The organism is Acinetobacter sp. SCLZS86, from assembly GCF_021560715.1.
Lineage (GTDB): Bacteria > Pseudomonadota > Gammaproteobacteria > Pseudomonadales > Moraxellaceae > Acinetobacter > Acinetobacter towneri_A.
This window is the reverse complement of sequence record NZ_CP090864.1, coordinates 603,033-627,717: the sequence shown is the minus strand read 5'-3', so window position 1 is coordinate 627,717 and position 24,685 is coordinate 603,033. Positions and strand designations below refer to the sequence as shown.

At 42.4% G+C, this 24,685-nt stretch carries 21 protein-coding genes, 6 tRNA genes and 1 rRNA gene; 10 read left to right on the top strand and 18 right to left on the bottom strand.

Annotated features, from left to right (window positions below):
- Positions 1 to 315: 315 nt before the first annotated feature.
- The 3 genes from LZP46_RS02850 to LZP46_RS02840 all read right to left on the bottom strand — a co-directional run bounded on the left by LZP46_RS02850 (position 316) and on the right by LZP46_RS02840 (position 2,120).
- Positions 316 to 391 (bottom strand) — tRNA-Ala (locus LZP46_RS02850).
- Between the two features lie 55 nt (positions 392 to 446).
- Positions 447 to 523: transfer RNA gene (locus tag LZP46_RS02845), tRNA-Ile, on the bottom strand.
- A 59-nt stretch (positions 524 to 582) separates the two neighbouring features.
- A 16S ribosomal RNA gene (locus LZP46_RS02840) occupies positions 583 to 2,120 on the bottom strand.
- A 528-nt stretch (positions 2,121 to 2,648) separates the two neighbouring features.
- Here LZP46_RS02840 and LZP46_RS02835 point away from each other — a divergent pair.
- Genes LZP46_RS02835 through LZP46_RS02825 form a run of 3 tightly spaced genes read left to right on the top strand, consistent with a single transcriptional unit; the run spans position 2,649 to position 4,856 of the window.
- Positions 2,649 to 3,155: a YfiR family protein gene (locus tag LZP46_RS02835; protein ID WP_236094618.1), complete on the top strand. Its 507-nt coding sequence runs from the start codon at positions 2,649 to 2,651 to the stop codon at positions 3,153 to 3,155.
- A complete protein-coding gene (locus LZP46_RS02830) occupies positions 3,152 to 4,387 on the top strand; it encodes a diguanylate cyclase domain-containing protein (protein WP_178319418.1) in 1,236 nt (411 codons plus the stop codon). The genes LZP46_RS02835 and LZP46_RS02830 overlap by 4 nt, the downstream gene beginning before the upstream one ends.
- Positions 4,380 to 4,856 (top strand): OmpA family protein, encoded by a 477-nt coding sequence (locus tag LZP46_RS02825; protein WP_178319419.1) that lies wholly within the window; start codon positions 4,380 to 4,382, stop codon positions 4,854 to 4,856. Before LZP46_RS02830 ends, LZP46_RS02825 begins: the two co-directional genes overlap by 8 nt.
- Before the next feature lie 176 nt (positions 4,857 to 5,032).
- Here LZP46_RS02825 and LZP46_RS02820 read toward each other — a convergent pair.
- From LZP46_RS02820 to secA, 8 genes are all read right to left on the bottom strand, one after another.
- Positions 5,033 to 5,109 (bottom strand) — tRNA-Pro (locus tag LZP46_RS02820).
- A gap of 18 nt (positions 5,110 to 5,127) precedes the next feature.
- Positions 5,128 to 5,203: transfer RNA gene (locus LZP46_RS02815), tRNA-His, on the bottom strand.
- Between the two features lie 40 nt (positions 5,204 to 5,243).
- A tRNA-Arg gene (locus LZP46_RS02810) sits at positions 5,244 to 5,320 on the bottom strand.
- A gap of 46 nt (positions 5,321 to 5,366) precedes the next feature.
- A tRNA-Pro gene (locus LZP46_RS02805) sits at positions 5,367 to 5,443 on the bottom strand.
- Between the two features lie 154 nt (positions 5,444 to 5,597).
- Entirely contained in the window at positions 5,598 to 6,665 is a 1,068-nt protein-coding gene (nadA, locus tag LZP46_RS02800) for a quinolinate synthase NadA (protein WP_236094617.1), read from the bottom strand.
- Between the two features lie 150 nt (positions 6,666 to 6,815).
- A complete protein-coding gene (gene argJ / locus LZP46_RS02795; protein WP_236094616.1) occupies positions 6,816 to 8,036 on the bottom strand; it encodes a bifunctional glutamate N-acetyltransferase/amino-acid acetyltransferase ArgJ in 1,221 nt (406 codons plus the stop codon).
- Positions 8,037 to 8,231: 195 nt separating this feature from the next.
- Entirely contained in the window at positions 8,232 to 8,588 is a 357-nt protein-coding gene (locus LZP46_RS02790) for a hypothetical protein (protein ID WP_236094615.1), read from the bottom strand.
- Positions 8,589 to 8,750: 162 nt separating this feature from the next.
- Positions 8,751 to 11,465: a preprotein translocase subunit SecA gene (gene secA / locus LZP46_RS02785; RefSeq protein WP_236094614.1), complete on the bottom strand. Its 2,715-nt coding sequence runs from the start codon at positions 11,463 to 11,465 to the stop codon at positions 8,751 to 8,753.
- A gap of 338 nt (positions 11,466 to 11,803) precedes the next feature.
- Between secA and LZP46_RS02780 the strand changes: the two genes are divergently transcribed.
- Positions 11,804 to 12,445, top strand: a complete 642-nt coding sequence (locus LZP46_RS02780; protein WP_104853063.1) for a peroxiredoxin — start codon at positions 11,804 to 11,806, stop codon at positions 12,443 to 12,445.
- Positions 12,446 to 12,577: 132 nt separating this feature from the next.
- Positions 12,578 to 13,402, top strand: a complete 825-nt coding sequence (locus LZP46_RS02775; protein ID WP_096902404.1) for an MBL fold metallo-hydrolase — start codon at positions 12,578 to 12,580, stop codon at positions 13,400 to 13,402.
- A gap of 62 nt (positions 13,403 to 13,464) precedes the next feature.
- Here LZP46_RS02775 and LZP46_RS02770 read toward each other — a convergent pair whose 3' ends face one another.
- The 5 genes from LZP46_RS02770 to LZP46_RS02750 all read right to left on the bottom strand — a co-directional run bounded on the left by LZP46_RS02770 (position 13,465) and on the right by LZP46_RS02750 (position 18,970).
- Positions 13,465 to 14,529, bottom strand: a complete 1,065-nt coding sequence (locus LZP46_RS02770; protein ID WP_442863524.1) for an SPOR domain-containing protein — start codon at positions 14,527 to 14,529, stop codon at positions 13,465 to 13,467.
- Positions 14,520 to 15,803 (bottom strand): bifunctional tetrahydrofolate synthase/dihydrofolate synthase, encoded by a 1,284-nt coding sequence (folC, locus tag LZP46_RS02765; RefSeq protein ID WP_236094612.1) that lies wholly within the window; start codon positions 15,801 to 15,803, stop codon positions 14,520 to 14,522. Before folC ends, LZP46_RS02770 begins: the two co-directional genes overlap by 10 nt.
- Positions 15,800 to 16,696: an acetyl-CoA carboxylase, carboxyltransferase subunit beta gene (accD, locus tag LZP46_RS02760; protein WP_070153858.1), complete on the bottom strand. Its 897-nt coding sequence runs from the start codon at positions 16,694 to 16,696 to the stop codon at positions 15,800 to 15,802. Before accD ends, folC begins: the two co-directional genes overlap by 4 nt.
- Complete coding sequence (gene trpA / locus LZP46_RS02755; RefSeq protein ID WP_236094611.1) at positions 16,693 to 17,496, bottom strand: tryptophan synthase subunit alpha; 804 nt, start codon at positions 17,494 to 17,496, stop codon at positions 16,693 to 16,695. The genes accD and trpA overlap by 4 nt, the downstream gene beginning before the upstream one ends.
- Before the next feature lie 406 nt (positions 17,497 to 17,902).
- Complete coding sequence (locus tag LZP46_RS02750; RefSeq protein WP_236094610.1) at positions 17,903 to 18,970, bottom strand: AraC family transcriptional regulator; 1,068 nt, start codon at positions 18,968 to 18,970, stop codon at positions 17,903 to 17,905.
- A 132-nt stretch (positions 18,971 to 19,102) separates the two neighbouring features.
- Between LZP46_RS02750 and LZP46_RS02745 the strand changes: the two genes are divergently transcribed.
- On the top strand, positions 19,103 to 19,978 hold the full coding sequence (locus LZP46_RS02745) for a metal-dependent hydrolase (RefSeq protein WP_236094609.1): 876 nt from the start codon (positions 19,103 to 19,105) through the stop codon (positions 19,976 to 19,978).
- A 306-nt stretch (positions 19,979 to 20,284) separates the two neighbouring features.
- Here LZP46_RS02745 and orn read toward each other — a convergent pair whose 3' ends face one another.
- Positions 20,285 to 20,842 (bottom strand): oligoribonuclease, encoded by a 558-nt coding sequence (gene orn, locus LZP46_RS02740; RefSeq protein WP_004976254.1) that lies wholly within the window; start codon positions 20,840 to 20,842, stop codon positions 20,285 to 20,287.
- 123 nt (positions 20,843 to 20,965) lie between these two features.
- On the opposite strand from orn, the gene rsgA reads away from it, so the two are divergent.
- From rsgA to secB, 4 genes are all read left to right on the top strand, one after another.
- Entirely contained in the window at positions 20,966 to 22,024 is a 1,059-nt protein-coding gene (gene rsgA / locus LZP46_RS02735; protein ID WP_236094608.1) for a small ribosomal subunit biogenesis GTPase RsgA, read from the top strand.
- A gap of 94 nt (positions 22,025 to 22,118) precedes the next feature.
- Positions 22,119 to 22,526, top strand: coding sequence for a rhodanese-like domain-containing protein (locus LZP46_RS02730; RefSeq protein ID WP_168418423.1), 408 nt, complete (start codon positions 22,119 to 22,121; stop codon positions 22,524 to 22,526).
- Between the two features lie 33 nt (positions 22,527 to 22,559).
- A complete protein-coding gene (grxC, locus tag LZP46_RS02725) occupies positions 22,560 to 22,814 on the top strand; it encodes a glutaredoxin 3 (RefSeq protein ID WP_004976247.1) in 255 nt (84 codons plus the stop codon).
- 36 nt (positions 22,815 to 22,850) lie between these two features.
- The gene (secB, locus tag LZP46_RS02720) at positions 22,851 to 23,309 is read left to right on the top strand and encodes a protein-export chaperone SecB (RefSeq protein ID WP_236094607.1); all 459 of its coding nucleotides are present in this window, start codon (positions 22,851 to 22,853) and stop codon (positions 23,307 to 23,309) included.
- 76 nt (positions 23,310 to 23,385) lie between these two features.
- On the opposite strand, the gene coaBC is transcribed toward secB, so the two are convergent.
- Positions 23,386 to 24,660: a bifunctional phosphopantothenoylcysteine decarboxylase/phosphopantothenate--cysteine ligase CoaBC gene (gene coaBC, locus LZP46_RS02715; RefSeq protein ID WP_236094606.1), complete on the bottom strand. Its 1,275-nt coding sequence runs from the start codon at positions 24,658 to 24,660 to the stop codon at positions 23,386 to 23,388.
- Positions 24,661 to 24,685 lie beyond the last annotated feature (25 nt).

Here is a 24,685-nt window from a genome sequence, read left to right as displayed (position 1 = left end):
CTACAGTTCAAAGTCTCGTGCACTTAAACACTGTACAGCTTCAATCTAAATTCATATACCAAAACGCTTGATTCAGTTAATTTGCTAGTTCTCATTTCAATTCGTAATTAAACCGTAACACCGAAGCATTATTGTCAATCTTGAATTAAATGAGTTGAACAATTTATTTCAGACTCAATTTTTGCCAATCTGTTAATGAATTAATGCGTCTTCGTCAGATCGCACTAAATACTGTGATATTTAAATCACAGAACTTAATAAGCTTATACTTACTAAATTCTGCAATCTTTAGCTTATCCTATACTTAAAAGTACGTGGTGGAGACTAGGAGAGTCGAACTCCTGACCTCCTGCGTGCAAAGCAGGCGCTCTACCAACTAAGCTAAGTCCCCAGCTTATCATCTGTGATTCGATGTATCTTCTTCTGCATAATTGCTTCGTCAGTAGTGGTGGGTCTGACAAGACTTGAACTTGTGACCCCACGCTTATCAAGCGTGTGCTCTAACCAACTGAGCTACAGACCCTCAGATACATCAATGAAGAACAACTTGTTGTGGATTCTTACCAATCGTCAATCTTTCGTTAAGGAGGTGATCCAGCCGCAGGTTCCCCTACGGCTACCTTGTTACGACTTCACCCCAGTCATCGGCCACACCGTGGTAAGCGTCCTCCTTGCGGTTAGACTACCTACTTCTGGTGCAACAAACTCCCATGGTGTGACGGGCGGTGTGTACAAGGCCCGGGAACGTATTCACCGCGGCATTCTGATCCGCGATTACTAGCGATTCCGACTTCACGCAGTCGAGTTGCAGACTGCGATCCGGACTACGATCGGCTTTTTGAGATTAGCATCCTCTCGCGAGGTAGCAACCCTTTGTACCGACCATTGTAGCACGTGTGTAGCCCTGGCCGTAAGGGCCATGATGACTTGACGTCGTCCCCGCCTTCCTCCAGTTTGTCACTGGCAGTATCCTTAAAGTTCCCATCCGAAATGCTGGCAAGTAAGGAAAAGGGTTGCGCTCGTTGCGGGACTTAACCCAACATCTCACGACACGAGCTGACGACAGCCATGCAGCACCTGTATGTAGATTCCCGAAGGCACCAATCCATCTCTGGAAAGTTTCTACTATGTCAAGGCCAGGTAAGGTTCTTCGCGTTGCATCGAATTAAACCACATGCTCCACCGCTTGTGCGGGCCCCCGTCAATTCATTTGAGTTTTAGTCTTGCGACCGTACTCCCCAGGCGGTCTACTTATCGCGTTAGCTGCGCCACTAAAGGATCAAATCCCCCAACGGCTAGTAGACATCGTTTACGGCATGGACTACCAGGGTATCTAATCCTGTTTGCTCCCCATGCTTTCGCACCTCAGTGTCAGTATTAGGCCAGATGGCTGCCTTCGCCATCGGTATTCCTCCAGATCTCTACGCATTTCACCGCTACACCTGGAATTCTACCATCCTCTCCCATACTCTAGCCAACCAGTATCGAATGCAATTCCCAAGTTAAGCTCGGGGATTTCACATTTGACTTAATTAGCCACCTACGCGCGCTTTACGCCCAGTAAATCCGATTAACGCTCGCACCCTCTGTATTACCGCGGCTGCTGGCACAGAGTTAGCCGGTGCTTATTCTGCGAGTAACGTCCACTCTTCTCAGGTATTAACCAAGAGAGCCTCCTCCTCGCTTAAAGTGCTTTACAACCAAAAGGCCTTCTTCACACACGCGGCATGGCTGGATCAGGGTTCCCCCCATTGTCCAATATTCCCCACTGCTGCCTCCCGTAGGAGTCTGGGCCGTGTCTCAGTCCCAGTGTGGCGGATCATCCTCTCAGACCCGCTACAGATCGTCGCCTTGGTAGGCCTTTACCCCACCAACTAGCTAATCCGACTTAGGCTCATCTATTAGCGCAAGGTCATAAAGAGCCCCTGCTTTCTCCCGTAGGACGTATGCGGTATTAGCATCCCTTTCGGAATGTTGTCCCCCACTAATAGGCAGATTCCTAAGCTTTACTCACCCGTCCGCCGCTAGCTCAGTTACCGAAGTAACCTCGCCCGCTCGACTTGCATGTGTTAAGCCTGCCGCCAGCGTTCAATCTGAGCCATGATCAAACTCTTCAGTTAAAATCATTTTGAAGTTTTAATCTAAACTTCCAAATCTGGCTCATCAATTTTCTGACTTAAATTCGCTCAAATAAACTTCGAGTAATTTAAACCAATCAATCAATGATAATAATTTCGATTAATCAATCAGTAAAAATCCACACAAGTTGTTCTTCATAATCTCTTAATGATCTTCTCAATGCTTCGTCAGCATCAAGCTAGGTCGGCTATATTACGCTTTATTTCTAAAGTGTCAACTGGTAATTTAAATTATTTTAAACTTACTTTCTAAAACCCAACCCAATCAATTTCAATCAAGTCATTGTTTTACCAGAAGTTTTAATCTTCATCACCGCCGATGGATGTGCATTATAGGTCAATTATTTCGCCTTGCAACACTTCTTTTTATGTTTTATAAGTTTTTGAGTTCGAGCGGTTGTTTATTCAGCAAAATATTTTAAATCTGTATCATTCTTGCTCAAAATTAACAGTAGGCTTATTTTAAAATTTTAGCTACACGATTTTTATGTTCATTCGTGTTGTGTTGAAATGACTCAAAATTTTAAAATAATAAACTTGCTGTCATTTGTAGCAATGCTAACGCCTACTTTTTTGTATGCTGTACCCACATCGAATCTTTATAGCACTACATTCTCCATTTTAGCGTATGCAAAATGGCAAGCTAGCACGCCCAAACTTTGTGTCGTAAATCAAGATAATATTGCACAACAATTCAAAAAACATGCCCCATTACATAATAAATATGACATTCAACCCATTCAAAGCCAGGAAATATCTAAAAGTAATTGTCAAATATTAATTTTTTCTACGCTTTCTGCTGCACAAGAACAACATACCTTAAATACTCAAGTTCGATTTCCAGCCCTATCTATTAGTTTAAACAATCTGGAATGTGAAACTGGCAGCGCTTTTTGTCTTTATAAAAAAAATGATAACTATGCTTTTAAAGTCAACATGGAAAGCTTGACTCAATCTCAAGTGCATATTGATCCGCGTGTATTACTGCTTGCAAAAACATCGGAGTCAAACTCATGAAGCAGTTATACTCCCCTATTACTTTGCATCAATTATTCACACGCGCACAACTCACTATTTTTGTTTTAACTTTTACAATTTGCTCTGGTATTTTTTTGGTGATCTCAACCTACACCATGAATGCTTATGCCAAAAATAGTCTACAAAACTTATCTGCTGCGTTAAATGAGCGCATTCAGCCTGCAGTGGTTTTTAATGATCAAATGACGCTCAACAAAATTCTCTCTGAACATACGCAGCGTTATTCTATTCGGTCGATTGAAGTACTATCACCCAAACAAACGCGTATTGCTTTTATTGAGCAGCAAGACTTAGATCATTTCTCAATTCAAGCTTTATTGGATTATTTGTTTTTTAATCATCCTGTTCGGCTGAGTATTGACCATGATCAGCAAAACTATGGTGAGTTGGTGGTGTATGGAAACTCTAGTGACTTGGTCAGTTTTTTTTATAAAATCGTTTTAGGATTAATTTTCGGTTTTATTTTGCTTTTAATTGCTGTGTTTTGGTCAATTAATTCAATTTATCAATATCTCATGCAATCTTTAAGTTCTATTGTCAGCTCGGCACAGGAGATCAGTGCACAAAAAAATTATAAGCTGCGCGTTTCAAGTTCAGATATTCAAGAACTTCATGAACTGAGTTATGCCTTTAATGGCTTACTCAATGAGATTGAACAATCCCATAAGAATTTATTGGTTGAAAATCATAAACTGCAATTTCAGTCGCAATACGACAATTTAACGCAGTTGCCAAATCGTAATTATTTTTATGAAACACTGTTTAAGCTATTTACCCAGCCTTCTGCTACGGCTGCAGTATTTTTTTTAGACATTAATAACTTTAACCAAATCAATAACCAATTTGGGCATTTGACGGGCGATAATATTTTACGTGATTCATCACATTGTCTAATTCAGATTTTGCCCTCACATGCGTTTGTTGCGCGTTTAGGTGGCGATGAGTTTGCAGTAATCTTAACTGGCTCACACTCCACTGCAGAATTAGAGGATTATTGTCAAAAGATTCATGCTTGCTATACCTCTACATTTAAGTATGAACAGCAACAAGTTTCCTTAAATGTCAGTATTGGCGTAGCATTGATTGAATATGCCAAAACTCCTGAAAATTTAATTGCCGATGTCGATCGCGCGATGCTCAAAGCCAAACGTGATCATTCAAAATGGTATATTTCACCTCAATCAAACAACAAACAGGTTCCTTATGCTTAAAAAAGTTCTGATCGGTACACTTATTTTTGTTATGGTTTCACTCAGTGCTTGCATGAGTTTAGGGAATGTCAGCTATAAGCAGGCACGCATGCTAAAACAAGAAGGTTTTATTTTAAGTGATGATGGCTGGACTTTAGCCCTGCCTGAACGCTTGTTATTTGGTTTTGATGAATACGCCATTCAAAACAACCAAAAAGAACGCCTCAACCAATTGGCACAACAGCTGCATAAATATGACTTGGATAAACTCAAGTTTATTGGTCACACAGACAACGTAGGTTTAGCCAGCTACAATCAAACCCTATCGGAAAAACGCGCCCAAAATGTGGCTCAGATCTTTTTAGATCAGGGTTTTGAACGAAACAATATTCAGGTGATTGGTCGTGGAGCATCTCAACCGATGGTGAGCAACGATACACCAGCAAATCGCGCGATTAACCGACGTGTAAATGTGACGATAGTACCTTAAAGCCCTACAGAAATTTCAACGGATCATCAAACCTCAGTCATTGAGGCTTTTTTATTTCAACTAAAAGATGTAATCAACAAAAGTATTTTTCTAAATTTCAGGCATAAAAAAACCGCTTAACGCGGTATCTTTATCTATTTGACCATTTCTATTTAGCAGCTATTCTATTTAGAAAATGGTCGGAGCAGTAGGATTCGAACCTACGACCCCCTGGTCCCAAACCAGGTGCACTACCAGGCTGTGCTATGCTCCGTTGATCTCTTAAAGAGATTGGGGTGAATGACGGGATTCGAACCCGCGACAACTGGAATCACAATCCAGGGCTCTACCAACTGAGCTACATCCACCATCAAGTTGGGTTCTTTTATACCAAGCCACCAACAAAAATGGCGCGCCTGACAGGATTCGAACCTGTGACCATCCGCTTAGAAGGCGGATGCTCTATCCAACTGAGCTACAGGCGCATGACCGATGATACATAATATCATGCGATACGTTGCCTTGAAGAATTGGTCGGAGCAGTAGGATTCGAACCTACGACCCCCTGGTCCCAAACCAGGTGCACTACCAGGCTGTGCTATGCTCCGATTCATCTCAGCTTTTTATGTAACGCACTATCGTGCGGTACGGTGTGCATTCTAGGCGCGACGCCCGGAGACGTCAACACCTATATTTAAAAAAAAATAAAAAAAAGCTTCAACCGTATATTTATCAAACATTTTTGATATTTTTCAATCAATTTTAGCGTTTTAAGCTCGCATTGAAATTCAACATACGATCTAGTGGTAATTTAGCGCGTTCTGCCAAAGCAGGTTCGACGAATACTTCTTGATCCCCCGTTTGCAATACATGCAAAATTCCATCTAATTCATTCATCGCCATCCACGGGCAATGCGCGCATGAACGACAGGTTGCACCCTCACCTGCAGTGGGCGCTTCAATTAGAATTTTATTCGGTACAGCTTGTTGCATCTTGTAGAAAATACCGCGGTCAGTTGCCACAATTAAACGCTCGTGTGGCAAAGTTTTTGCCGCCTGAATAAGTTGCGAGGTACTGCCGACTGCATCAGCCACATCAACAACAGATTCTGGTGATTCTGGATGAACCAAAACTGCTGCATCAGGATATATGGCTTTCATATTGGCAATACCGCGTGAACGGAATTCTTCATGCACAATACACGAGCCCTCCCAAAGCAGCATATCTGCGCCAGTTTTCTTTTGAATATAGCGTCCTAAGTGCTGATCTGGCGCCCAAATAATTTTTTCACCTAAACTATCGAGTTGTTCAATAATTTCAACCGCACAGCTTGAGGTAACGACCCAATCCGCACGTGCTTTTACCGCAGCTGATGTGTTGGCATAAACAACGACTATATGATCAGGATGCGCATCACAGAAGCGGCTAAACTCATCGACAGGGCAACCTAAGTCTAGTGAACAAGTCGCTTCTAAAGTTGGCATAAGAATGGTTTTTTCTGGCGATAAAATTTTGGCAGTTTCGCCCATAAACTTTACCCCAGCCACGACTAATGTGGTTGCCGCATGATCACGACCAAAACGTGCCATTTCCAATGAATCTGAAACACAGCCACCTGTTAATTCAGCCAGTTCCTGTACTTCAGGATCGCAATAGTAATGGGCGACCAAGACAGCATTGCGCTTTTCGAGTTCTGCTTGAATTTGCGCAAATTTTTCCTGCTTGGCTTGCTCACTCAAATGATGTTCTTTGGTTTCGCCCAAGCGATCTAAATGCGCCTGCACAATTGATTTGGCTTCATTGGCAATTAAATTGGTCGCATCATTCATAACAACGTCTTCTCTATCTTCATGCTTGCCCGAACACAAGCTTACTCAAGTCACTGATGATATGGAGGCAATTTGCTCATTCACCAGCCCTTTGCCAATTGAATGCTAAAAAAGCCTCACAACGGAGGCTTTATCACTCAATTTGAATTTTTACGAACGGTAATCCGCGTTAATCTTGACATAATCGTAAGATAAGTCACAAGTATAGACTGTATCTGTCGCTTGACCACGTCCTAAATTTACACGAATGGTCATTTCAGTTTGCGCCATGACACGTGCGCCTGCTGCTTCGGTATAGTCGGCAGCAGCACCGCCATCTTTGCAAATTTGCACATCATCTAACCAAACCTGAATTTTTTCAACATCTAAATTTGGCACGCCTGCATAGCCAATCGCAGCAAGAATACGTCCCCAGTTTGGATCTGAGGCAAAAATAGCAGTTTTTACCAATGGCGAATGCGAAATGCTGTAAGCAATATCACAACATTCTTGGGTATTGGCACCACCTTCAACACGAACCGTGATGAATTTCGTTGCACCTTCACCATCACGAATAATCAGTTGCGCCAAACGCAACATCACACGATTCAAAACATCTAACACTACAGCATAACGCGGATCATTATCACTACAAATTTCAGTGCCACCCGCCTGACCTGTCGCCACCAAAATACATGAATCATTGGTCGAGGTATCGCCATCTACAGTAATACGGTTAAACGATTGTTCTACGCTGTGTTTGAGCAATTGCTGTAAGATGTCACGTTGAATCGGGGCATCGGTTGCAACATAACTAAGCATGGTTGCCATATTCGGGCGAATCATACCTGCACCTTTAGAAATGCCTGTCATGCTATAAGTAATGCCATCTAACTCAAACTGCTCAGATGCACCTTTTGGTGTGGTATCTGTGGTCATAATACCTGTCGCAGCATCATGCCAAGCATCCTCACGTAACGATGCCAATGCAGGCGCTAAGCCTGCAACCAAACGCTCAATGGGTAATTGTTCGCCAATCACACCTGTAGAAAATGGCAAAACTTCTTGGGTAGAGACACCTGTCAACTCAGCCAATTTGGCACAAGTAATTTCTGCATTTTGCATCCCCAATTTGCCTGTACCCGCATTGGCATTGCCTGTGTTAATGACCAAATAACGTGGATTGCCTTCAGCCAAATGTGCTTTGGATACATGCACAGGCGCGGCGCAGAATGCATTTTGAGTAAATACACCCACCACATTTGAGCCTGTTGCAAATTCAAAAATAACTAGGTCACGTCGGTTCTGATAACGCACATAAGCCTCAGCTGAACCAATTTTTACACCTTTGACCACATGCATGTGTGGCATAGAGACGTCACCAACTGCCATTTTGAAATTTCCAGTACAAATTTGAGAATGTCACAGCTTAGTGGAAATTGAAGAAAAAATCGAGCATCCACCCTGCTTGATTCAACTTTTGTTAATACACAAGGTCATATATAAAAAACCAGCCCGTATGGACTGGTTTTAATCTTCAATATAATGCATCAGCAACTAAAATTATACTGATTGAGCCTATTTGGATTATGGCGTAGTCGCAACCACGGTTTCACCCAATAAAGCCTGTTTTGCACGTTCTTGACTTGCTGCAGATAAAGCAGGATTTGCAGCCACAATACGATTTACATTGGCAGCATTCGCAGGTGCAATCGCTGCAGTATGCAACACGATTGGACGCTGATCTGGATTGGCAAAGGTATAACGAATACCTGTGCGTGGGCTTGCCACAGTCACGTGACCATTATCCACTTGTACCTGTGCAGTGGTCGCACCCACAGCAGCTTGAACTTTTGCAGGAGTTGTCGTTGTTGCCGCATTTGCAAATGCGAAAGTAGGCAAGCTCAAGGCAACAATCATTAAAGGTTTTAATACTTTTTTCATTTTTTGTTCCACACGTGGATATTGCATGTGCAACTAAATAGCATTTAATTCCACAATCTGCAAATGCTATACACATCTTGCAAAACTATTACCACAAAGATTTTGCGCCCCAAAACACAAAAAGCAGAACCGAAGTTCTGCTTAAATTGCAACAAGTCAGGTTTAGATTTTACCGTGACACTGTTTATATTTTAGTCCTGAACCACATGGGCATGGCGAGTTACGGCTCGCAGGCGGAACAACAGTTTGCTCAGCAGCACTATGCTGTGGTTCTGATTCAAAGGTTTCGCCCGTTAAACCATCTACATCGGCATGTGAAAGATTAAGCTGCATCGCTTCTGCTTGGGCTTGCTGTTGTGCTTCCATCGCTGCCAATTCTTCAGGTGTTGGTACATGCACACGCGAAAGATCGGTGACAACATCGGCTTTAATCACACTCAACATATTCACAAACAAATTAAAGGCTTCTTTCTTGTACTCTTGTTCAGGGTTCTTTTGTGCATAACCACGTAAATGAATCCCTTGACGCAAATAGTCCATGGCCGCCAAATGATCTTTCCAGTGACGATCGAGTGAACTAAGCATAAAGTGACGTTCTAACATCGCGGCAGATTCATCACCCATTTGCTCACGACGTGCACGGTAACGCGCCACAATTTCATCGGCAATACGCTCAACCAAAGCTTCTTCATCTAAGCGACGATCATCTTCAAGCCATTGGTTAATGGGTAAATCAATGCCTAAATCATCACGCAAGGCACGCTCTAAACCATCAATATCCCACTGATCATGAATGGATTCTGGTGGAATATAATTGGCGATCATGCCTGTGACCACTTCACGGTGCATTTCTTCAATGTAGTCTTGCAACGTGCTTTCTGCCAGAATATCATCACGTTGTGAATAAATAATCTTACGTTGTTCGTTATTTACGTCGTCGTATTTCAACAAGTTTTTACGGATGTCGAAGTTACGTGCCTCAACTTTGCGTTGCGCATTTTCGATAGAGCGTGACACCATTTTGTGTTCAATTGCTTCATCTTCCTGCAAGCCCATGGCACGCATCATTGCCACCACACGATCACCTGCGAAAATACGCATTAAGTCATCTTCAAGTGACAAATAGAAACGCGACACGCCTGGGTCACCCTGACGACCTGCACGACCACGCAACTGGTTGTCAATACGGCGCGATTCATGACGTTCTGAACCAATAATGTGTAAGCCACCTGAACTTAACACCATGTCATGGTTTTGCTCCCACTCCGCTTTTAAGCGTGCTTCATCTTCAGGGGTTGGATTTTCAATTTTAGCCAGCAGTGCTTTCCAGTTACCACCTAGCAAAATATCTGTACCACGACCTGCCATGTTCGTGGCAATGGTCACCGCACGTGGTGAGCCTGCTTGCGCAATAATGTCAGCTTCGCGTTCGTGTTGTTTCGCGTTCAACACTTCGTGCTGAATACCCGCTTCGCGTAATTTATCCGATAAAATTTCTGAAGCTTCAATGGTCGCAGTACCAATTAGAATGGGTGCGACACCTGCTTCATGCACGCGTTGAATTTCATGAATAATCGCGTTGTATTTGCCAGTACGGTTTAAATAAATTAAATCGTTTTGATCATTACGAATCATTGGTCGGTGCGTTGGAATAATGACGACATCTAGACCATAAATTTCTTTCATTTCTGCAGCTTCAGTGTCTGCAGTACCCGTCATTCCCGATAGTTTTTTGTATAAGCGGAAATAGTTCTGGAAGGTTGTAGTCGCTAAAGTCTGGTTTTCAGGCTGAATTTCCAAACCTTCTTTGGCTTCTACCGCTTGGTGTAAACCTTCAGACCAACGACGACCAGGCATGGTACGACCAGTGTTTTCATCAACAATAATCACTTCACCATCATGGATGATGTAGTGCACGTTACGTTGATACAGGAAGTGGGCACGAATAGCTGCAGATACGTGATGGACTAAATTCAAGTTAGATGCAGAATACAGACTTTCGCCTTCTGCCAATAAACCCATTTGGATTAATTCATTTTCTACCGTTTCATAACCAATTTCGGTCATTTCTACAGTACGTTGTTTTTCATCAATCCAGAAATGTCCACCATCAGCTACTTTTTCTTCTTTTTGCGGATGCAATTTTGGCGGAATAGTATTGATCGCTGCATATAACTGGGATGAGTCATCGCTTTGACCAGAAATGATTAATGGTGTACGTGCTTCATCAATTAAGATCGAGTCGACTTCATCAATAATAGCATAAGTCAGACCACGCTGTTTTTTTTCGCTTAACGAAAACACCATGTTGTCACGTAAGTAGTCGAAGCCAAATTCGTTATTGGTACCGTAAGTGATGTCTGCGCGATAAGCCTGTGCTTTTTCAGTCGGGTCTTGCATGGAATAGATAATGCCAATGCTTAAACCTAAAAACTCAAATAAAGGGCGGTTAAGTTCAGCATCACGTTGCGCCAAGTAGTCGTTCACAGTAATGACGTGCACGCCCTGACCACTTAAAGCATTTAAATAACAGGCCAAAGTCCCCATTAGGGTCTTACCTTCACCTGTACGCATTTCTGCAATTTTACCTTCGTGCAAGGTAATACCACCAATCAACTGCACGTCGTAGTGACGCATACTCATGACACGTTTGGCAGCTTCACGACATACTGCAAATGCTTCTGGTAATAACTTATCTAAACTTTCACCTTTGTTATAACGTTGTTTGAATTCTTCGGTTTTTGCAGATAAGTCTGCATCGCTTAAGGCAGATATCGTCGGCTCGAGCGCATTAATCTTGTCTACGATTTTACGCATGCGTTTGAGTTCGCGCTCATTTTTAGTACCGAAGATTCCTCCGATCAGACTTGCCAACATGAATAAACTCTCTAAATCTTGCTTGTCAAATAAATAGGTTTTTCTTAGGGGTTATTATGGTACTAGAAATTTGAAGTACAAGGGTTTTGCACAAAAACCTATTAAAAATTCCAATCTCTACTTGCCATTTCTCGCTGCTAAGTAGCAGTTAATGTAACAAATTTCGAGCGGACGATATATAGCAATCACACATGAAACTATTTTGAAAATGCAATAAAAATGAAACGCTATATTCAATTTATTCATATGCACATGCAAAAACACTATTTAATTTTGCAAAAGGATTGGCACATAGTAATACACAAACATCACACAACAAAACAATACAGAGGTACACAATGACAATTCGCTTAGGTGACATCGCACCCAACTTTACGCAAGATTCAAATGAAGGCCCCATTGATTTTTATGAATTTTTAGGTGACAGCTGGGGCATTTTATTTTCGCATCCTGCCGACTACACCCCTGTCTGCACCACCGAGCTAGGTTATACTGCAAAACTAAAAGATGAGTTCAGTAAACGTAATGTTAAAGCGATTGCACTTTCTGTAGACGATGCAGAATCTCACAAAGGCTGGATTCAAGATATTAACGAAACTCAAAATACGACAGTTAATTTCCCAATTCTTGCCGACCAAGACCGTAAAGTGTCTACTTTGTATGATTTTATTCACCCGAATGCCAGTGAAACACTGACTGTACGCTCACTGATCATTATTGATCCGAATAAAAAAGTACGTTTGATCATCACATATCCTGCATCTACAGGGCGTAATTTCCATGAAATTTTACGTGTGATTGATTCACTACAACTGACTGACAATTATAAAGTTGCAACACCTGCCAACTGGCAAGATGGTGAAGATGTGGTAATTGTGCCTGCCATTCAGGACGAAGCGGAACTTAAAGAACGCTTCCCAAGTGGATATAAAGCCATCAAGCCTTATTTACGTTTGACCAAACAACCGAACCGCACTTAATTAAGTGTTACATGAGCAAGCCTATCTTCGGATAGGCTTTTTTATGCTCCAATTCCGTTAATCCGATTGTGATTGGCGACACACAACAGATCAGGTATAAGCAAAATAACATTCATAAAAAAACGTCATTTTGTGATCTACAACATTCATCATTTACATTGCGGCACGTTTTGCCCAATCTGTGCGCCTTTATTTGGACAACAAGGTTGGCAGGCAAAATTGGTCTGCCATTGTCTATTATTAGAAACAGATCAAGGCTTGGTCTTGGTCGATACAGGCTTAGGCGTTGAGGATTATTTACATCCCAAACAGCGTTTAGGCACATTACTGACCCATACCGCTCGGATTCAACACGACTTAAGCCAGACCGCACTCAAGCAAATCCAGCAACTTGGTTATCAGGCCAGTGATGTGCAACATATTTTGGTATCGCATTTGGACTTTGATCATGCGGGTGGGATTGCTGATTTTCCAAACGCGACTGTGCATATCTTCGCGAGTGAATACAAGGCAGCCTGCAATTTAAAGTCTTTAAAAAATCGCATGCGTTATAAACCTAAGCAATTTCAGCAACATACTCATTGGGATTTTTTAGAACCAACCCGAGGTGAAGCTTGGTTTAATTTTAATCGTGTGCAAGGTTTAACAATTTTTAAGGATGAAATTTTACTGATTCCTTTGCCTGGACACTCCGCTGGTCATTGTGGCATTGCCATTCGGCAGGCACAGGGCTGGTTATTTTTCTGTGGCGATGCTTATTATGCGCAAGCACAGCTAGACCCTAAACAATGCTTCCCAGCACTACATACAGTTGAGTATTTGTTTGCAGAAAATAATTTAATGCGTTTAAAGACTTTAGCGAATATTCAGCATTTGGCTCAAACTGCACCACAAGTTGAGATTATTTGCGCACATGATCCAATTGCCTTAGCGCAATATCAAATACCAAAAGCCTAAATAAAAAAGGATTTAACCTGAAAGATTAAATCCTTTGTTAATACGCATCTTGATCGAATGGTCTAGTCACGTTTATCTAATGGCACCCAGTCAATCACCCATGCAGATTTCATATTCAAACTTTGATCTGCAGTAATTTTCTTGCGGGTTGCATCTGCAGCATCACGGTCTTTAGATGGTCCAACCATAATTCGAACCCCTTTAGACGTTGGACTTTGGGTGACTTTATAGCCTTTGGCTTTCAGTTTTGCCGCCAAAGCATCGGCATTGGCTTGGTTAGCAGCCAAAGCCACCTGTACCATCCACTGCTTATCACCTTCTTCCAATAACTTACGTGCTTTTTCAGCCTCAACCTTTTTCTTAGCTGCTTCTTCAGCTTTGCGTTTTTCCTCAGCTTTACGCTTTTCTTCGGCAGCCTTACGTTCTGCTTCTTTTTTCGCTTCAGCTGCTTTACGCTCTTGTTCAGCTTTACGCTCTTGCTCTGCTTTACGTTTCGCATCGGCTTGGCGTTGGTCTTCCGCTTTGCGCTTCTCTTCGGCAATGCGTTTTTCTTCAGCTAAACGCTTTTCATCTGCTGCTTTTTTCTCTGCAGCAGTAAGCTCTTGCGCAGCTTTTAACTCAGCAGCTTTTTTGGCATCCGTTGCCTGTAGCTGCTCTAACTTCTTTTGTTGAGCGGCTTTTTCTTCAGCCAAACGCTTTTGCTTAGCTTGTTCATCTTCGACCAATTCAGGCGGAATATTGTCAGAACTTTGCTGCTGACCAGAACGTAAGGCATTTAAGGCAGCATATTCTTCTGCAGCTTTACGTGCTGCTTCTGCTTCTGCCTGTTGCTGCATTGCTAAAAACTCAGCTGCACGTGCTTCTTGCTCTGCCACTGCTTTTTCACGTGCACGGCGCTGCTCTTCAAGCAGACGCTGCTCGGTTTGCACATCGACAGTTAAAGGTTGCAATTGCACCATTTCTGGCTGATTGGCATTTTTATCTTGAACTTGTTCGGCTTGGCTTGGGGTTTTCACATTATTTTGATGTATTTCTTCTTGCCCTTTTAAAAGCAATGCTGCCAATAAAACACCACCACCTAATAAAACAACGCCACCCATCCAGCGTTGTTTGTTATTCATTGACATTCTTCCAAATACTCCCATACCGCTTCTAAGGTATGAAATGATCCACATACCAAAATCAGCTGATTATTTTTAGTTTCATCCAGTGCTGATTTAAAAGCCAATTGTATACTGTCGAAGTGTTGTATTGTTTCGCCTTGCAAAGCCTGATCTAAAATTGTGATCTCTGCCGCACGAGGCACATTTAATGTAGCAATTTTCCACATTACGACACTATCTTTCAATAACTCAACCACAGAATTTATATCTTTATCTGCAAGCATTGAAAAAACACTGATTACTTCAGTGTACTGTTTATTGTAATTTAAGAAATTGCGCAATTGCTTTAACAAAAATTCAACGCCATGCGGGTTATGTCCTGCATCAAAAATCACAGTTTTGCCCTGAATTTGACGAATTTCAAAACGCCCTGCCAATTTAGCAGTTTGAATACCTTGTGCAATCGCATCTTGGGTGATTTCTAAACCGCTACGCAAGACTGCTGCCACCGCGGTTGAAATATTATCGAGCGCCAAGCTGCCTGTTGGAAGTTTTAAGGTGCAGCCCGATGCAGCAAACATCCACGACTCACCATCTTGCATTTCTCGATAAAAATAATCACGATTCAAAACAAATAAGGAGGCATTGCAGGCTAATGCCTTATCTTGAATAGCCTGAGGCAAATCTTGCTGTCCTGCAAAAATAACAGGAATGTGAGGACGAATAATGCCTGCTTTTTCATAGGCAATTTTTTCGATGCTATCGCCCAACCAATCGACATGGTCTAAACCAATATTGGTAATAACCGCCACATCTGGATTGACGACGTTAACCACATCTAAACGCCCACCTAAACCGACTTCAAGCACCCACACATCGCAGTCACGTGCTTTAAAAATCACAAAGGCCGCCAAAGTCGTGGCTTCAAAGAAAGATAAACTCAGATCGCAATCACGTCGCGCTTGATCGACTTGAACAAAAGCATCAATCAAACTTTGGTCATCGACCTCGACGCCTGCTAATTTGACTCGTTCATTAAAACGGTAAATATGTGGCGATTGGTACAACCCAACCCGATAACCCTGCGCATTTAGAATAGCCGCTAAAGTGGTTGTGGTTGAGCCTTTACCATTGGTTCCCGCAACTGTAATGACTTTGGCCTTAGGATGGGTTACCCCCAGTTTTTCTGCAACAGGAATGACCCGTTCCAAACCTAAATCAATACCTGTAACGTGAACATGGCTCCAATAATTGAGCCATGTGTTTAAATCATCGGTTGCAAGAGGCGCTGTGTTCAAGGCAAGTTCATCAGTTTCGCAAGAATACGATAAACTGTATCACGTAATGCATGACGATGGACAATTTGATCGACCACACCATGATCAAGTAAGTATTCTGCTCGTTGGAACGGCTCTTCGAGTTTTTCTCGTACAGTTTGCTCAATCACACGTTTACCCGCAAAACCAATCATCGCTTTAGGTTCTGCAATGTGTACATCACCCAACATCGCCAATGATGCAGTTACACCACCGTAAACAGGATGAGTTAATACCACGATGTACGGCAAGCCTGCTTCTTTCATGCGTTGAATTGCAGCAGAGGTTCGCGCCATTTGCATTAAAGACAACATGCCTTCTTGCATACGCGCACCACCCGATGCTGCGAAGCAAACTAATGGTTGTTTTTGCTGAATCGCACGTTCAGCGGCTTGCACAAAACGGTCACCAACTACAGTACCCATTGAGCCGCCCATAAAGTCAAACTCAAATGCGCAAGCAATGACTGGCATATTTTTTAATAAGCCCTGCATCACTACTAAAGCTTCGGTTTCACCCGTCTTCTTTTGCGCTTCCGTCATACGCTCAGGATAAGCTTTGCTATCTACAAATTTAAGTGGGTCTTTAGCAGAGAATTCTTGACCTAATTCATTTTGCACTTGGTCAAAGAACCAAGTTAAACGTTCACGCGCTTTCATGCGTAAATGTTCATCACATTGTGGACATACATAAGCGTTGAATGACATTGCTGTCCGTGTCACCAAGGCATGACATTCTGGACATTCAATCGTTGGTTCAGTAAAGATCGCTTTTAATGATTGTTGCTCATCTGGTGTTTCAATACCAGGTACACCACGTTCAGTCCACGGCGTCGATGGGCTTAGAATTTTCCCTGTTTTCACGTCTTGACTCATACTAACTCATCGAGCGCAGCTCGAAGCTCCTTCACTTTATTAACCGTTGCAATGACGGCTTGTTCTGGTGCTAAGCTCGCAAATTGTTTTACAAAAGCACTTCCGACAATAACTGCATCGGCAGCCGCGCCCATTGTTTTGGCAGATGCAGCATCACTGATACCAAAACCCACACCTACAGGCACGGAAGTTACAGCTTTAATCTGTTGGATGCGGGCCGCTGCTTCTGCAACATCAAGTGTTGCTGCACCCGTCACGCCTTTCAAAGAAACATAGTAAATAAAGCCACTGGCTTGGTTTGCCACAAATTGAATACGCTCTGGTGTAGAAGTTGGCGCTAACAAGAAAATTTGATTCATCCCGTATTTATTCAGGACTTCATCAAACTCTTGGGCTTCTTCAGGCGGTAAATCGACCAAAAGTACACCATCAACACCACAGTCATGTGCATATTCAACAAACTTTTCATAACCAATGACTTCTACAGGGTTTAAATATCCCATCAATACCACAGGCGTTTCCTGATCTTTTTGACGGAATTCTTTGACCATGTTTAAAGCATCTAGCGTATTAGTTCCACCTGCCAACGCACGCTCTGCGGCAAGGGCAATCACTGGACCATCAGCCATTGGGTCTGAAAACGGCAAACCTAATTCAACGATATCTACCCCTGCCTCGACCATTTGATGTAACAACGGAACTGTGACTTCTGGATGAGGGTCACCTGCCATAACATAAGAAACCAAGGCCTTACGCTGTTGAGATTCAAGCTGTGTAAATCGTGTGGCTAAACGTGACATAGGGTTGTATTTTCCTTGAATGATTAAAACTGAAACATTTGCTATTGTAGAAATACAAATTGACCCATTGTAACGCTATTTTTTACTCAATGAATAGCGTACAGGCATGGGTTACTGCATTTCTGTTTGCAAAACGAATTATTCAGAACAACCGCGAGGCTACATTTACTGATATTTGCACTTTTTTCTCAATGATCAAAGATGCCTAATTTTGCCTGCTTATCGGTTTTTGAAACTTGTTCAATCGAGCTTTTAAATTTAAAAATTTTGATAAAAATAAACAACTTCAGGATTTATCATAAGCTGTATCAACCTTGCAAAAGCTATTTCAGTTGTGGCTGCAAACCGCTTATCTTCAATCTGTTAAAACGAAATGACCTGTTGATCATGAGCCAATTGATCCGATTTATGGCGTTCCTTGCTGTATAGAAAATGCATCATTCTCTGCTTGCTGCAATTGCTGTTTACGTTTTAGCAGCGTCTGTCCTGTGCAGGCTTTATAAGCACGTGCCAAAGCCGACTGGTCTGAATAACCCAACAACTGTGCAATGTCGCTTAGACTCACATTTTGTTGTAGAAAATGTTCACAGCGCTGCATTCTCTCTATTTCCAGAATCTGTTTAAAACCCGTACCTTCCTGTTTAAGCTGACGCTGTAACGTACGCCCTGAACGAAATAAACGCTGTGCCACCCATTCAATATTCGGTACTTGCTGTTCATAACGTAAATAATGTGCCACCAGCTCTTGGACTTGTTGCCGCACGGTTTCTAATTGAGGTTTTAACGCAATCGCATCTTCGGCCTGTTTGGTCAGTAAATGAATTAAAGAGGGATCGGCCTGCTGTGGTTTTAAACTGAGGCTTTCTAAATTTAAAACAATTTGATATTCCGGTTGTTTAAATAAAACCTTACAAGCATAGAATTTTTCATAATGCATCATCGCCATACGCGGTGCGTGGGCAAAATGAATTTCCCGTATCGGAGAGTGTCGAAAATTAAAAATTTGCATCGCCAATTGCGTCATACAGGCAAACGTCATTTCATGAATCAAGCTGTATTTTTCATCCACCAATGGCCATGATAAATATAAGGCATCTAGTTGTTGTTCCAGCCGCATCGGTACTGCTGCCGTACCATCTACCACCAAACGACTAAAACGCATCATATATTGAATGGCTTCTGAAACACTATTACTACGCGATGCCATATAGCCAAGCACGCCAAAATGTTCAGGCTGAATATAACGCGCCAATTCAAAAACAAGCGTTGGACAATCTAAAAACTGAATACTGTGTTGGATGATCTCATTAAAAAATTGATAAGACGATTGGGTATCCATAGGCAATGCCAACACATGCTGTAAATGCTGCAATTGTGCAGGCGAAAATCCAAGCTGCTCAGGAACTCTACCCTGTGCAGATAAATAGCGTAACCAAAGTTGATAATAGCCATTTGGAATTTGAATTTCGCCCATGTGCTTGCTCATCTTGACATGCATCATTTTCTTTTGTCGTTTAATGTATAAAAACTGGCAAATACTGTCAAAACAAATCTGCCAAAGCCCGACATACTGCAAACAGGATTGACCAGAGTGAAATAAAATAAAATGAATGCACTTGTCCAATATCATGCTACGCCCATAGTACGCACCAATCTCGATTTTAAATTAGCCGATGTGCCGCGTTACTGGTTTGCAGGTGATCCGTTTCTGACCCGCATGTTTGACGCTTTAAGCCTGACTTTTCCTGATGGTGAGCGTTATTTCATTCAATCAGTTCGTTTGTTCCGCGATCAAATTCAAGATCCTGACTTAAAACAGCGTGTTGCCGATTTTATTCGACAAGAGGCCCAGCACGGCATTGCACACGACAAAATGAATCAGGTTATGAAAGATCAAGGCATGCCTGTAGATCAGTTTATTCAGCGTCTAAACAAAGTGTTTAAGTTTGAACTCAAATATCGCTCGCCCCAATACAACATCGCCATGACAGCGGCTGCGGAACATTTAACTGCACTTATGGCAGAAACTTTTTATGGCGAAAAAGACACGCTACAAGATGCACATCCCTATGTCCGCGCCTTATTCGCATGGCATGCGATTGAAGAAATGGAACATCGTGATGTGGCGTTTGATGTGATGCAACAGGTGGGCAATGTGCCTGAAGTGACCCGAAAAATGGCGTTGGTGCTGACCACAGGTTTAATGTTCGGATTTACCCTGTACCGCGCCAATGTCATGCTGAAATGCGATGGGTTTAATCGTATCCAGCGCCTTAAAATGAATGTACGTGGCTTGCAATGGCTGTTTGGCAAACAAGGGAAATTACGCAAAATGCAATCACAATATCGTGATTGGTTTAAACCTGACTTTCACCCTAGCCAACATCCAATCATCGCGCAATATGATGTCTGGCTTGAGACTTTAGCGCAAACAGGTGATCCAATTCAGGCAGGAGAAGCATTTTGGCAGGCAGGAAAATAAAGCTTTTATATTGCTAGGTTTTAAACAAATAAACACCTCAGCATTGCCTTATGCCCTACTTTATATAGAGCTATTAGATATCTTTCATAAATCAAGAAATGATCGTTATATTCATATTTAAATGAATAATAAAACTTTCTTCTCTTGCGCCATATATGGCTGAGGATCAGATATATACCGCAGGAGGTAGTGCGAAGCAATGCTGAGTCATATCTTATTATTTCTTATTTATGAGTGACTCATACCGTTTTGGCGCAAGAGATCGCTGTTACTGTTACAGCCCCATCTCCTACGCAGAAAAAGGTTTTAGTCCTGATTCATAATAAAAAAGTACTGGCGATAATATTTCAGCTCGGCAATCGAATCACGAATATCATCCATCGCCAAATGCGACGCATTCTTTTTCAAACCGCTCATAATTTCTGGACGCCAACGCTTTGCCAACTCTTTCACTGATGAAACATCCAAATTACGATAATGGAAATATTGTTCCAATTCAGGCATTAAACGGTGTAAAAAACGGCGGTCTTGGCAAATTGAGTTGCCACACATTGGCGATGTTTTAGGATTGACCCATTTTTTTAGAAACTCGATGGTTTGCTGTTCTGCATCCTGCGCAGTGAGTTTGCTGCGACGCACACGCTCAATTAAGCCCGATTGTCCATGTTGACGTGTATTCCACTCATCCATGGCATTTAAAATACGATCGGGTTGATGCACAGCCAGCACAGGACCTTCTGCCAAAATATTTAAATGATCATCGGTCACAATGGTAGCCACTTCAATAATTTGGTCGTTATCGGTATCTAAACCTGTCATTTCCAAATCAATCCAAATGAGGCGAGTATCAGGCGTGCTGCTCATAAATGTGCAATCTTATTCGGCTTAAAAATAACATAGTAGCAAATTTCTTGCTTCTTGGCTGTAACTGTGCCCCCGCTTCATGCTATTTTTGCCATCCTGAGTTCATGGTTTTTTAGGATATGAATGGCTTTAATTCGTAAGCGTCGATTGACTGAACAACAGCAACGTCGAATTGAAAAACAACACAAGTCACGTCAGGCAGACATTGACACTTCACATGATTTAGAAGGCTTGGTGGTACAACACTATGGTCGTCAATTAGAAGTGCAGGCTTTATCTGTTCCTGAAATTCATCCTGAAAAGCCTATAGTCCAAGCAGGCGAACCAGAGCCTTTTTGGAAACCCATTGAAATTGGCAGCATTTGGCGCTGTCACACCCGTACCAATTTAGAATTATTGGTGACGGGAGATCGAGTGAAATGGCAGGCCGACCCAAATACAGGTTTAGGGATTATTAGCGCGATTCATCCACGTCAGTCTTTATTGACCCGACCAGATCGCTATCACAAAGTTAAACCTGTTGCCGCCAATATCAGCCTGATTGTTATTGTGTTTGCGCCTTTGCCTGAACCTGCACCGGGCTTAATTGACCGCTATTTGGTTGCCTGTGCCGATGCAGACATTCCAGCCCTATTGGTCTTAAACAAATCTGATTTGCTCAAAGAAAATGACCCAATTTTAGACTTGCTTAAGGAATATCAGGCCTTGGGCTATGAAGTTATGCAAACCCAGTCCGATGCGAATTTAGACCATTTAGCCGCACGTTTAGCAGGTGAAACGGTGGCCTTTGTGGGGCAATCTGGCGTAGGCAAAAGCTCGCTGATTAATGCCATCGTGCCTGAAGCGGCACAAAAGACCAATATCATTTCGGAAAACTCAGCCCTTGGGCAGCACACCACCACTTCTACCCGCTTAATTGGCTTTGGCGAAGGCGCTGCCTTAATTGACTCACCTGGTATTCGTGAATTTGGTTTGTGGCATTTAAGCCAAGATAAAATTCAGCACGGTTTTCCTGAAATTGAAAATTTGCTGGGACATTGCCAATTTCGTAACTGTACCCATAAACATGAAAAGCAATGTGCGTTGCGACAGGCTGCTGCACAGGGTGAAATATTATCGCGTCGTTTAGACAGTTATTTAAGACTCTGTGATGAAATTGCCGAAGCGCAACAAAAAAATTAATTTTATTATGGCGCTGCCCTTGAAGCGGTGTTTTTGATCGCCATATTTATACGCTATACTCTTGAACAATTTTGAAATTGTAATTAGGTGACTTGTGGAACGTTGGTTCGAATTTATGGGGAATCATCCCTTCTTATTTGGGACACTGGCCGTATTGGTAGTGTTGTTCTTTGTGTTAGAAGGTCAACGCAATGGTCGTAAAATTTCCCCACAATCTTTGGGTATTTTAGTCAAAGCTAAAAATGCCATGTTGATTGATTTACGTGATGCCAAAGATTTCCGTGAAGGTCATATCAGTGGCAGCCGCAATATTCCCTATAGCCAAATTACCAAGCATGTTGAAGAGCTAAAAACCTCAGATCGTCCATTGGTCTTTATCTGTAACTTAGGTCAAGTTGCAGGCAGTGCTTTACAACAAGTCGCTCATGCAGACGCCTATCGTTTAGATGGTGGCATTAGCAACTGGAAAGCACAAGGTTTACCTTTAGTAAAAAGCAAATAGTTTTACCCAATATTTTTCGCAAGGAGAACGATCATGGCTGAAGTCACTATTTATTCAACGACTGTGTGTCCATACTGCATTCGTGCAAAACAACTCCTTGAGCGTAAAGGCGTTGCCTATAAAGAAATTAATTTGTCGAATGAAGCGCCTGAAGTACGTGTTGAATTAATGCAACGTACCAATCATCGTACCGTTCCACAAATTTTCATCAATGACCAGTTTATTGGCGGCTTTGACCAATTATATGCGTTAGATCGCGAAGGCAAACTCGATCAATTATTGGCATAAACATAACACTAGATAACCAACTCGTAAGGATTTAACATGAGTGAAGAACAACAAGCTCAACCACAATTGGCATTAGAGCGCATTTATACCAAAGACATTTCTTTTGAAGTTCCTGGGGCACAAGTATTTACCAAAGAATGGCAGCCTGAATTGAACATTAACCTGTCATCTTCTGCAGAAAAAATAGACCCAACCCACTTTGAAGTGGCATTAAAAGTTGTGGTTCAAGCCAACAACGGCGGCGATACTGCATTTATTGTTGATGTTACCCAAGCTGGTATTTTCCTGATTGATGGCGTTGAAGAAGAGCGTTTACCGTATATTCTGGGCGCATACTGCCCGAACATTTTGTTCCCATTCTTACGTGAATCTGTAAATGATATGGTAACCAAAGGCAGCTTCCCGCAATTATTATTAACCCCAATCAACTTCGATGCCGAGTTTGAAGCCAATATGCAACGTGCGCAAGCTGCTGCAGCAGAAGGCCAAGCTTAATTCGCGATTGGATATAAAAAACTGCTGAAATTTCAGCGGTTTTTTATGTCATCCGTTTGCTGATGGACGATCAAAATTAAAACTCATCATCCTGTGATGGATCACGATATAAAGCATCATGAATCGCTTCAACCAATTGCTGTGCAATTTCTTGCTTCGAGGCTTTTTCCAAATCACGTTTTTCCATACGGTAGCTTTCAGCAAAAAATACGGTCATGGCATTTTCATCTGAAGCAAAGCCAATATCGGCACGGGAAACATCATTGCAGGCAATCATATCTAGCTTTTTCGCCACCAATTTACCCGCTGCATATTCTTCAACATTACGGGTTTCTGCCGCAAAACCCACCATAAATGGACGTTTTTCCTGCTGAGCAATAGTCGCAACAATATCTGGGTTTTTCACCAAGGCCACATTCAGCTCATCGCCTGACTTTTTAATTTTGTGTTCAGCAATTTCTGCCACACGGTAATCTGCCACTGCGGCTGTCGCGATGAAAATATCACAGCCTTGTTCTAGCATTTGCAAACTGGTGTCTAGCATCTGAATTGCAGAAGATACATTAATACGCTGTACTCCATTTGGTGTATCTAAACTCACTGGACCTGCAATAAGCGTTACTTTTGCCCCTGCCGCATAACAAGCTGCAGCCAAAGAAAAACCCATTTTGCCTGTACTGTGGTTAGAAATATAACGCACAGGGTCTAAAGCTTCGCGGGTTGGACCTGCCGTAATGGTGACATTTTTACCTGCCAACATGCCAAATTTTTCCACCAAAGCACGCTGTGCCTGATGAAAATACTGCGTCACCTGATGCGCCAAATCTTCAGGTTCTGGCATACGCCCTAAACCAACATCTCCACAGGCTTGTTCGCCCGCATCGGGCATAATCACATGCACGCCATCTTCCACCAAAGTGGTTAAATTACGCTGTGTGGCTTTGGCGGCCCACATTTGCTGATTCATGGCAGGTGCAACCCACACTGGTGCATTGGTGGCTAAATATAAAGTACTGAGCAAATCATCGGCCAGACCTGCAGCAAATTTGGCTAAGGTGTCGCAACTGGCGGGCGCAACCAAAATTAAATCGGCCCACCGTGCCAATTCAATATGCCCCATGCCTGCTTCGGCTTCGGTATCTAATAATTCGGTATGTACAGGATTGCCCGACAGTGCTTGAAAGGTCAGCGGTGTAATAAAAGCTTGTGCTCCCTTGGTCATGACCACGCGAACACTAAACCCTGCATCCTTTAAACGACGCACTAAAATCGCACTTTTATAGGCCGCAATGCCGCCTGTCACAGCTAAAATAATGTTTTTATGAGGGAGGACGCTTAAATCGAAGCTCACAAATAAGCCACCTTTTTGTTGCAGT